Raw genomic sequence first — 3,117 nt, 5'->3', positions numbered from 1 at the left:
GTGGGCCATGAGCTGGGCCGGGGAGGGGGCGGGGCTGGTCCGCACGGCGTCACACCAGCTGGTCGTAGCTCACCGAGCGGGAGCGCAGCAGGATCTCGCCGTCGGTCACCTCGATGACGTCGTGCACGACGGTGCTGGGCCACACCTCCGGCCGCTCGTTCGGCCGCACCCGCACGATCAGCGCGTACACGGTGGACCGGATGCTGCCGTCCTCCTGCGGTTCCAGCACCATCTGGTTGAAGAAGTGGCGGCGCTGGGTGGGGTTGTCCTGGTACTTCTTCAGGAACGACCGGAGCTCTTCGAGGATCGCGTCGCGGCCGACGGCCGGGGCGATGCCGGGCGAGTGCTGGAAGCTGCCGTCCTTCGTGAACGTCTGCGCGTACTCCTCCAGCCGGTTCTCGTCCAGGGCCTGCATCTGGCGGGCGTAGAAGTGCTGCACCCGGGTGTAGAGATCACTGCTGACGGGCGTGGGCATGGGTGTTCCTCACGTGGGTCGGAAGGGGTGGTGGCGGGGCCAGGATCGCCACCGGCGCTCGAATCGCTCTGGAGCACGGTCGGGGCGGCGCATGAGCGCGGCCGGTGCGCTTCAAGGGACCTTCCAGCAGGGCACGAGGCGCGCCCAGCACGCTCGGTGGGCACCTGCCGTCACAGCGATTCGGGAGAACACATGTCACAGGCAGTCAAGCCGGTCGCCCTGGTCACGGGAGCCACCAGCGGGATCGGTCTCGAGATCGCCCGGCGCCTCGCCGGGCTCGGGGCCCGCGTCTACCTGTGTGCGCGCCATGAGAACCAACTGGCCGACACGATCAAGGAGTTGACGGACGCCGGGTACGAGGTGGACGGCACCACGTGTGACGTGTCCGACCCCGGGCAGATCAGGGACTTCGTCCGCGCGGCCGTCGACCGCTTCGGACCGGTCGACATCCTCGTCAACAACGCCGGGCGCAGCGGCGGCGGAGCCACCAACGAGATCCCCGACGACCTCTGGTTCGACGTCATCAACACGAATCTCAACAGCGTCTTCCTGATGACCAAGGAAGTCCTCAACACCGGTGGCATGCTGGCGAAGAAGTCCGGCCGGATCATCTCGATCGCCTCCACCGGCGGCAAGCAGGGCGTCGTGCACGCCGCGCCCTACTCGGCATCCAAGCACGGCGTGGTCGGCTTCTCCAAGGCCCTCGGTCTGGAGCTGGCCCGTACCGGCATCACGGTCAACGCGGTGTGCCCCGGCTTCGTCGAGACGCCGATGGCGGAGCGGGTGCGCGAGCACTACGCCGGCATCTGGGGCGTGAGCGAGCAGGAGACCCACGACCGCATCACCACGAGGGTGCCGCTGGGCCGTTACGTGGAGACCCGTGAGGTGGCCGCCATGGTCGAGTACCTGGTGAGCGACGACGCGGCCGCGGTGACCGCGCAGGCCCTCAACGTGTGCGGCGGTCTGGGCAACTACTGATCCGCCACCGGGACGTACACGCACGGCCGCCCCTCCCCGGTCCCGGGGAGGGGCGGCCGTGCGTGTACGTGCCCGCGTTCAGACGGCGGAGACCTGACTGTCCTCGCCCGTGTGCGCGGCGGCGTGGGTCATCGTCGTCAGGCTGTTGCGGCCCAGTGCCTCGCGCACGAAGGCGCGGGCGTCGGCGAGGGTGGCCTGCTCGCCGAGCACCTCGCGGACCGTGGCCGGGTTCAGGGCGACGGTGTGCCGGGCGGTGGCCACGGGCCCTTCCGGGCCGTCCGTGAACGTCCACAGACCGCTGTGCCCGGTCAGCAGCTTCGGCAGTACGTGCTGCTTGTAGGCGATCCACGACGGCTCGTGGCAGACGCGCACCGAGCGGGTGGTGTGTGCCGAGCCGTCCGCCGTGACGGTGTCCATCTCCAGGTCCTGCACGCCCGGCTCCTCCTCGGTCAGCCGCACCCGGCTGACGTGCGGCAGCCGCTCGGCCCACAGGTCGGCGCGGTTGACGAAGTCGTACGCCGCCGCGGCCCCGCCGGTGATCGGGACGACGTCGGTGAAGGAGAACACCACGTCGGCCACCGGGTGGCCCAGCTCGGCGACACGGGCGAGTGCCGCGAGTTCCTCGCCGCTGTTGCGGTCCAGCGCGGTGAGCAGCGCCTCGACGGCGGCGGGGGCGTCGTCCTCGACGCTGAAGCGGTGCCGCAGCACCACCTCGGTGCGGCCGTCGGGCAGCTCCCGCAGCAGCCAGCTGCCGGCCATGGAGGTGACCGGGGCGAAGCTGCGCTGCTGCCGGAAGCTCACATAGCGGCGCGCGGCATCGAGGACCCGCCGCGACGTCCAGCTGGTGACCTTGCCGTTGACCTGCGCCCAGATCTCGAAGACCTCGCTGCGCTCGTCGCGCTCCAGATGGCGCACGTACACACTGGGCCCGAACACCGCGGGCCACAGGGTGACATCGGCCACCAGGTCGTAGACGACCTGGGCGGGGGCGGAGACGACGCGGGTGTGCTCGGTGCGGTGGATCACGGTTCGTTCCATGGCGGGTTCTCCTCGGCTCGGGACGGTGGCGCGGAAGGGGCCGGGGCCCGTATCCCGGCGACGGCGGATACGGGCCCCGGGGGCGTACGGTCGGGCCCGGACGTCAGGCGGCGGCCGTCGCGGTGCCGGTGTTGACCAGGGCGAGGAGCGCGCGGGGTGTCTCGACCTCCGCGATGTCGTCGTCCGACAGGTCGATGCCGTACTCCTGCTTGATGCGCGCGGCGGACTCCATCAGGGCGAGCGAGTCGTAACCGAGGTCCTCGAACGTGCTGTCGAGGATGTCGCCGGTCAGGTCGAGGCTGTCGTCCTCGCCGGCGCAGGCGATGAGGATGCGTCGCAGATCTTCGATGGCGAGCTGAGCCATGAGGGCCTTCTCCTACTCAGGTGGGGAACCGCCGGCGTACGGCGGTTCAGTGGTCGGTGTGGCGCGTGACGACGACGGCCGAGTTGAAGCCCCAGCGCCCGCGTGCGAGGACGAGTGCCGCCGACACCGGCCGGGTACGGGGCTCGCCCGTCACCAGGTCGATGCCGTAGGCGTCGGGGACGTGGGCGGTGAAGCCGCTGGCCGGGATGACGCCGTCCCGGATGGAGAGCAGCGCGCTCGCCAGGTCCGCGGGGCCGCCGCC

At 70.8% G+C, this 3,117-nt stretch carries 4 protein-coding genes and 1 pseudogene; 1 reads left to right on the top strand and 4 read right to left on the bottom strand.

What is annotated here, in order from left to right:
- Positions 1 to 49: 49 nt before the first annotated feature.
- Positions 50 to 475 carry a nuclear transport factor 2 family protein gene (locus H5J33_RS29025; protein ID WP_181797784.1) on the bottom strand — a complete coding sequence of 142 codons (426 nt, stop codon included), beginning with the start codon at positions 473 to 475 and terminating at the stop codon, positions 50 to 52.
- 192 nt (positions 476 to 667) lie between these two features.
- Between H5J33_RS29025 and H5J33_RS29020 the strand changes: the two genes are divergently transcribed.
- Positions 668 to 1,453 (top strand): 3-oxoacyl-ACP reductase, encoded by a 786-nt coding sequence (locus tag H5J33_RS29020; RefSeq protein WP_181797783.1) that lies wholly within the window; start codon positions 668 to 670, stop codon positions 1,451 to 1,453.
- Between the two features lie 78 nt (positions 1,454 to 1,531).
- Here the strand turns inward: H5J33_RS29020 and H5J33_RS29015 are convergent, their stop codons facing one another.
- The 3 genes and pseudogenes from H5J33_RS29015 to H5J33_RS29005 form a co-directional block, all read right to left on the bottom strand.
- On the bottom strand, positions 1,532 to 2,491 hold the full coding sequence (locus tag H5J33_RS29015; RefSeq protein WP_181797782.1) for an aromatase/cyclase: 960 nt from the start codon (positions 2,489 to 2,491) through the stop codon (positions 1,532 to 1,534).
- A gap of 103 nt (positions 2,492 to 2,594) precedes the next feature.
- Complete coding sequence (locus H5J33_RS29010) at positions 2,595 to 2,855, bottom strand: acyl carrier protein (protein WP_181797781.1); 261 nt, start codon at positions 2,853 to 2,855, stop codon at positions 2,595 to 2,597.
- A 46-nt stretch (positions 2,856 to 2,901) separates the two neighbouring features.
- Positions 2,902 to 3,117 (bottom strand): annotated as a pseudogene (locus H5J33_RS29005) (ketosynthase chain-length factor); the annotation flags it as partial.

Origin of the sequence: Streptomyces sp. WELS2, from assembly GCF_013870595.1 — a bacterium.
Classification (GTDB): Bacteria; Actinomycetota; Actinomycetes; order Streptomycetales; family Streptomycetaceae; genus Streptomyces.
Note: the sequence above shows the minus strand (reverse complement) of the source record. Positions and strands in the feature narration are given on the sequence as shown.

Bases quoted from the DNA above. Each gene is read 5' to 3' on its own strand.
- H5J33_RS29025 (WP_181797784.1), bottom strand. From the start codon at position 475: ATGCCCACGCCCGTCAGCAGTGATCTCTACACCCGGGTGCAGCACTTC.
- H5J33_RS29020 (WP_181797783.1), top strand. From the start codon at position 668: ATGTCACAGGCAGTCAAGCCGGTCGCCCTGGTCACGGGAGCCACCAGC.
- H5J33_RS29015 (WP_181797782.1), bottom strand. From the start codon at position 2,491: ATGGAACGAACCGTGATCCACCGCACCGAGCACACCCGCGTCGTCTCC.
- H5J33_RS29010 (WP_181797781.1), bottom strand. From the start codon at position 2,855: ATGGCTCAGCTCGCCATCGAAGATCTGCGACGCATCCTCATCGCCTGC.